Source organism: Streptomyces torulosus (genome assembly GCF_001419765.1).
Classification (GTDB): domain Bacteria; phylum Actinomycetota; class Actinomycetes; order Streptomycetales; family Streptomycetaceae; genus Streptomyces; species Streptomyces torulosus.
Genome location: NZ_LIRK01000015.1, coordinates 1 through 5,829 on the forward strand (window position 1 = coordinate 1; position 5,829 = coordinate 5,829).

General features: G+C 70.5%; 4 protein-coding genes. 1 reads left to right on the forward strand and 3 read right to left on the reverse strand.

Annotated features, from left to right (window positions below):
• Positions 1–1,287 (reverse strand): streptophobe family protein (locus AOK23_RS01690; RefSeq protein WP_055710966.1); only part of this gene is annotated, 1,287 nt, incomplete at its 3' end.
• 242 nt (positions 1,288–1,529) lie between these two features.
• On the opposite strand from AOK23_RS01690, the gene AOK23_RS01695 reads away from it, so the two are divergent.
• On the forward strand, positions 1,530–4,049 hold the full coding sequence (locus AOK23_RS01695; RefSeq protein WP_055710964.1) for an ABC transporter ATP-binding protein/permease: 2,520 nt from the start codon (positions 1,530–1,532) through the stop codon (positions 4,047–4,049).
• An 85-nt stretch (positions 4,050–4,134) separates the two neighbouring features.
• Here AOK23_RS01695 and AOK23_RS01700 read toward each other — a convergent pair whose 3' ends face one another.
• Positions 4,135–4,803 carry a transglycosylase SLT domain-containing protein gene (locus AOK23_RS01700; RefSeq protein ID WP_055710965.1) on the reverse strand — a complete coding sequence of 223 codons (669 nt, stop codon included), beginning with the start codon at positions 4,801–4,803 and terminating at the stop codon, positions 4,135–4,137.
• 298 nt (positions 4,804–5,101) lie between these two features.
• Positions 5,102–5,829: S-adenosylmethionine:tRNA ribosyltransferase-isomerase (locus tag AOK23_RS01705; protein WP_055710967.1), on the reverse strand; the 728-nt coding region annotated here is incomplete at its 5' end.

Below are 5,829 nucleotides of genomic sequence, written 5' to 3' on the forward strand. Positions count from 1 at the left end.
CGCGTCGATGCCGAGCACGGCCAGCGAGGCGTCCACCGACACCTCCGTCAGCAGGACAAGGAGGGGGAGCGTCACCGCCGTCGCGATGCCCAGCCGAAGTGCGCAGAGCCCCGCGAACCCGAGCGCACCCCCGCCCCGTGCAGCCGCACCATCCGCACCCCCGGCGGTCGGGGGAGACACCCGCCCGGCGAAAGGCGTACGCACGGCGGTCAGCGCCCCCGCGTACAGCATCATCAGGGCGGCCGCCACGCCCAACAGCCAGACCCTGGAGTCCAGTTCGGCCAGGCGGCTGAGCGTGACGGGTTCGTTCGCGTCGACGCGCAGCAGTGCGTCGAGCGGGTCGGGCAGCAGGTTCGCGAGCGCTCCCGTGGCCCTGCCGTCCCAGGGGACGAACAGGCCGAGGGGGACGCCGAGCCAGACGCCGTTGGGCGCTCCGAGCAGGGCCGCGCCCACGATCCGCCTCGGGTGGGGGTCGCCGACCGCCGCGTACGCCGCCGCCGCGAGCCCCGCCGCGACCGCCACCAGCAGCACGGTCACCACCGCCGACACGGCGGGCCGTACCACCCGGTGCACGGCGTCCAGGCCGCGCGGTAGGGGAGTGCGACGCGAGGCCAGCAGGGCGACCAGCAGCACCCCGAGGCACCACAGCAGGCCGCCCAGCACCGTGGGCGCCGCGTCGACGGTGAACCCCACCTGCGCGTCGGCGCCGGCGAGGTCGCCGAGCCGGTCCGGGAGCAGGCCGCCGCCGATGTCCCCGATGTCGCCGAGCCCGGGGATCTCGACGCCACCGAGGTCACCGCCGCCGGGCAGCTCGTCGAGGCCCAGGTCGCCGCCGTCCAGGGTGATCACGGCCTGGCCGGCGTAGGCCAGGCCGCCCATCAGCGCCGCGAAGAGGACGACCACCGCGCCCCCGCGCGCGAGGAGTTCGGCCGCGGTGACGACAACTCCCGCGCCGCGCAACGAGCGCAGGAAGAACCAGGCCAGCAGGAGCGCCCCCACGAGGCCGACACCCAGTGGCGTGATCTCGATGGCGGTCGTGGCCTGGGCCCCTTCCAGGCCAAAGACGGACACATCGCCGGACGGGGTCACCGACCCACCCGCACCGAGCGCCACGAGCGCCGCGGTCATGGGCCCGAGTTCGCCCGCGGAGTCGGCCTCCAGCAGATGCAGACCGAGCGCCGCCGTGCCCGCCATCCCGATCAACGACCAGCTCACGGCGGCGATCGCGGAGAACACGACGTCCCCCCAGCGCACGCTCCCGCCCTGGCCGGCACTCCGGTTGCTCATGGTCGGACCCCCCCGATCCGCATCGCGGCGTTGCACCGCTGATGTCCCCCTCGCGTGGGATTACCACTCTCCGGCCCGGTTTCAACCCCGTCAACGGGACGGGTCGACGCCCCCGTACGTTCTCTTCACAAGGCCCGACTTTCGGTCAAGGGGTCGAGCCTGAAATAGTTCCCCCCGATGTTCGACATCCCTAGACTCCCTGCGATGGGGGTAACTCGGGGGACAACTCAGTGGGGCATGGAGTGCCGGAACTCGTACTGGAATTGAACGGACAAACCTGGACGCTCGATCCGTCCAGGGCATACACCCTCGGACGTGATCCGCAGGGGGATATCGTGTTCGACGACGCCAGGGTCTCCTGGCGCCACGCCACGATCAGCTTCAGCGGCCGTAGTTGGGTGATCGAGGACCACGGCAGCACCAACGGCACATTCGTGCAGGGCCAGCGGATCCACCAGTTGGAGATCGGCCCCGGCTCGGCCGTGCACCTGGGCAACGCGACCGACGGCCCGAGAGTCAGCCTCTCCGGCACGGCCGCGGCGGTGTCGCAGCCGCAGCAGCAGCCGTACGCCGCGCAGGGCGCGAGCGCCGGTTACGCCGCCCAGCAGGCGCCGCAGCAGCAGGCGCCGCAGGCGGGCTGGCAGCAGCCGCAGCAGCCCCAGGTCCCGCATCAGCAGGGCCATCCGCAGCAGGGCCCCGGTGGTGGCGCGGGGGCGCCGCCGGTGTACGGCGACCGCAGCCCGACCACGTTCCACCAGCTGGCCCTCGGCCGGGTGATGCGCATCGGTCGTGCCCTGGAGAACGACCTGGTCGTCTCCGACCTCCAGGTCTCCCGGAACCACGCCGAGTTCCACGCGACGCCCGACGGCCGCTTCGAGATCCGTGACCTCGGGTCCCACAACGGCACGTTCGTCAACGGTATGCCGATCGCCAAGGGCGGCACGGCACTCCTCGGCCCGAACGACATCGTCGGCGTCGGCCACTCGACGTTCCGCATCATCGGGGACCGTCTCGAGGAGTTCGTCGACACCGGTGAGGTCTCCTTCTCCGCGCGCCATCTGACGGTCACCGTCGACGGCGGCAAGCAGATCCTCAAGGACGTCTCCTTCGGCGTCCCGGAGAAGTCGCTCATCGCGGTCATCGGCCCCTCCGGCTCCGGCAAGTCCACTCTGCTGAAGGCGCTCACGGGCTACCGCCCCGCCAACCAGGGCGACGTCCTCTACGACAACCGGAACCTGTACAAGCAGTTCGCGGAGCTGCGTCAGCGCATCGGTCTGGTCCCGCAGGACGACATCCTGCACAAGGAGCTGACCGTCAAGAAGGCCCTCAAGTACGCGGCCAAACTCCGCTTCCCGGCCGACACCACGGCCGTCGAGCGCGAGGCCCGCATCGACGAGGTGCTGCGCGAGCTGAAGCTCGACATCCACAAGGACAAGAAGGTCACGTCCCTCTCCGGCGGCCAGCGCAAGCGCGTCTCGGTCGCCCTGGAGCTGCTGACCAAGCCGTCGCTGATCTTCCTGGACGAGCCGACCTCCGGCCTCGACCCGGGCATGGACCGCGACGTCATGCAGCTGCTGCGCGGCCTCGCCGACGACGGCCGCACGGTCCTCGTGGTCACCCACTCGGTGGCCGAGCTCGCGATCTGCGACAAGCTGCTGGTGATGGCGCCGGGCGGCTCGGTGGCGTACTTCGGCCCGCCCGAGGAGGCCCTGAACTTCTTCGGCTACGAGACCTGGGCCGACGTCTTCTCCGCCTTCGAGAACTACCGCGACTACGACTGGGCGGGCCGCTGGAAGGGCTCGCAGCACTACCAGATGTACGCCGCGGACATCGACGCCGTCGCCCCGCAGTCGGTGCACATGCCGCCGCCGCAGTCGATGCGCCCGCCGAAGCCGCAGAGCTGGTTCTCCCAGCTCGGCACCCTCGTCCGCCGCTACCTCGCGGTGATCGTGTCGGACAAGGGCTTCCTGGCACTGACGGTGATCCTGCCGGCCGTCCTCGGCGCGGTGAGCCTGCTCATCGACCCGGACAAGGACCTGCTGGTCCGGAAGGTGAACCCGGCGACCAACCTGCCCATCCCGAACGGCACCGCCACCACGGTGCTGCTGATCCTCGCGGTCGGCGCGTGCTTCGCGGGCGCCGCCAACTCCGTCCGTGAGCTGATCAAGGAACGAGTGATCTACGAGCGGGAGCGGGCGACCGGTCTGTCGCGCTCGGCGTACCTGATGTCGAAGGTCATCGTCCTCGGCACGGTCACCGTGCTCCAGGGCGCCATGGTCGGCGCGATCGGCTTCGCCAGCCGGACCATCCCCGACGAGGCCCTGATCCTCGGCGAGGGCAAGGTCGCCGTGATGCTCGAACTCTCCATCCCGATCATGGGCCTCGGCTTCACGTCGATGATGTTCGGCCTGGTCATCTCCTCGCTGGTGAAGACCGCCGAGAAGACCATGCCGCTGCTGGTCATGTTCGCGATCGTCCAGGTCGTCTTCACCGGCTGCCTCTTCGCCCTGCACGGCAGCCCCGGCGTCAACGAGTTCTCGTACCTGATGCCGTCGCGCTGGGCGGTCGCCGCCGCCGGCGCCACGCTGGACTTCAACAACATCAGCCCGCCCAAGGAGGTCGGCGACACGGACCCGCTGTGGGACCACACGGCCGGCGTCTACGCCTTCGACATGGTCGCCCTGGTCCTGATCGGCGTCGTCTGCGGCATCCTCGTGGCCCGCTTCCTGCGCCGCCACGAGCCCGAGGTCATGCGGAAGTAACCGAGGGCACCGCCACACACGCCGAAGGGCGGCACCCCACCAGGGGGTGCCGCCCTTCGACGCTTCACCGGGGTCCGCGCCGACCTCAGTAAGCGCTGTTGACGTTGTCGATCGACCCGTAGCGGTCGGCCGCGTAGTTCGCGGCGGCCGTCAGGTTGGCGACCGGGTCGTACTGGCTCCACGCGGTGCCCGGGACGTGGTAGGCGTCGAAGGTCGGCTTGATGACCTGGAGCAGACCGATCGACGGGACGCCGTTCTGGGCGTTGATGTCCCAGTTGTTGATGGCCCTCGGGTTGCCCGAGGACTCCCGCATGATGTTCTTGTGCAGGCCCTGGTACGTGCCCGGGATCTTGTGCTTCTTCATGATGTCGAGGGCCTCGCGGATCCAGCCGTCGAGGTTGTTCGGGTAGCTCTTGGCCGCGGCGGCCTTGACCTGCGCGGCGCGCTTGGCGGACCGGCTCGCGGCCTCCTTCTTCGCACGCTCCTGCGCGGCCTTCTGCTGCGCGGCGACCACGGCGGCCTTCTTCCCGGCGTCGGACGCCTGGTCGACGACGCTCGCCTTGACCGTCTGGGCCGGGTTCTGGCTGAACGCCACCGGCGCCGCGGAAACCGTCTGCGTGGCGGTCTGAGCCTCGGCCGGCACCAGCGAGAACGCGACGGCGGCGGCGCCGACGGCGGCCACTCCGGCGAACGAGAGCTTGTGGGCCTTGGACAGCACGGGACTGTGACCGGGGTTCTTGGCGTTCAGCGACATGAGTGATGGACCTCTTCGAGTAGCGCGGAGGTCGCTCTCGGCCGGGTGGGGACATTGCATTTCCAGCACAAGCGCCGTGGGCGGAAACCCACGGCGCCGAGCGACGGAAGCAATTCTTAGCGGCCGCAAAATCCGGTGGCAAAGGTGTGACGTACGATGCCGCTTAGTGGACGCGGAAGCGGCAAAACGGGACAGAACAACACGTCTGTCCCGTTCAAACCGGGCGTATCCATCTCCTAGGGAGCTTCGTACGTGATGTGGGCCCTATGCCCGGCCTCACATCGGCAACGCCCTGTCTTCACATGCAGTTGCTGGCGCAATGCACAGGGTGAGGTATCTCCGGAGGAAGGATGAGATGCACGTCGCCGAACTCGTGCCACAGGTAGTCCCCCGCCAGCGCCTCCTCGTACGCCCGCTCCACCGCCGCCCGCCCCGCGACCGCCTCCAGCATCAGCAGATGCGACGCCTCCGGCTCGTGCAGCCCGGTCACCAGCCCGTCGACCACCCGCACCCCCCGCTCCGGAGTGACCACCAGATCCGTCCACCCCTCACCGGCCCGTACGACACCGTCGGCGCCGGCCGCGGACTCCACGGCCCGCACGGCCGTCGTTCCCACCGCGACCACCCGCCCGTCGCCCGCCCCGACCGCGTTGATGAGCCGCGCCGACGCCTCCGGCACCGCGAACCGCTCCGGATACGGCGGCTCGTGCGCCTCCGCCGACGCGACCCCCGTGTGCAGGGTGACGGGCGCGAACTGCACCCCCCGGCTCACCAGCTCCGCCACCAGCCGCGGGGTGAAGGGCCGCGCCGCACTCGGCATCTCCGCGCTGCCCGCCCCGTCCTCGGACGGCAACGCGAACACCGTCTGGTACACGGACAGCGGCTGGTCCCGCTCGGTATAGGAGTACCGAATGGGCCGCCCGTGCTCCCGCAGCAGCCCCAGGACGTCCGGCGACGACACCCGCGCCCACCACAGCCGCCCGCCCCGCCCGCTCAGCGGCCCCTCCAGAACCAGCCCCGCACCCC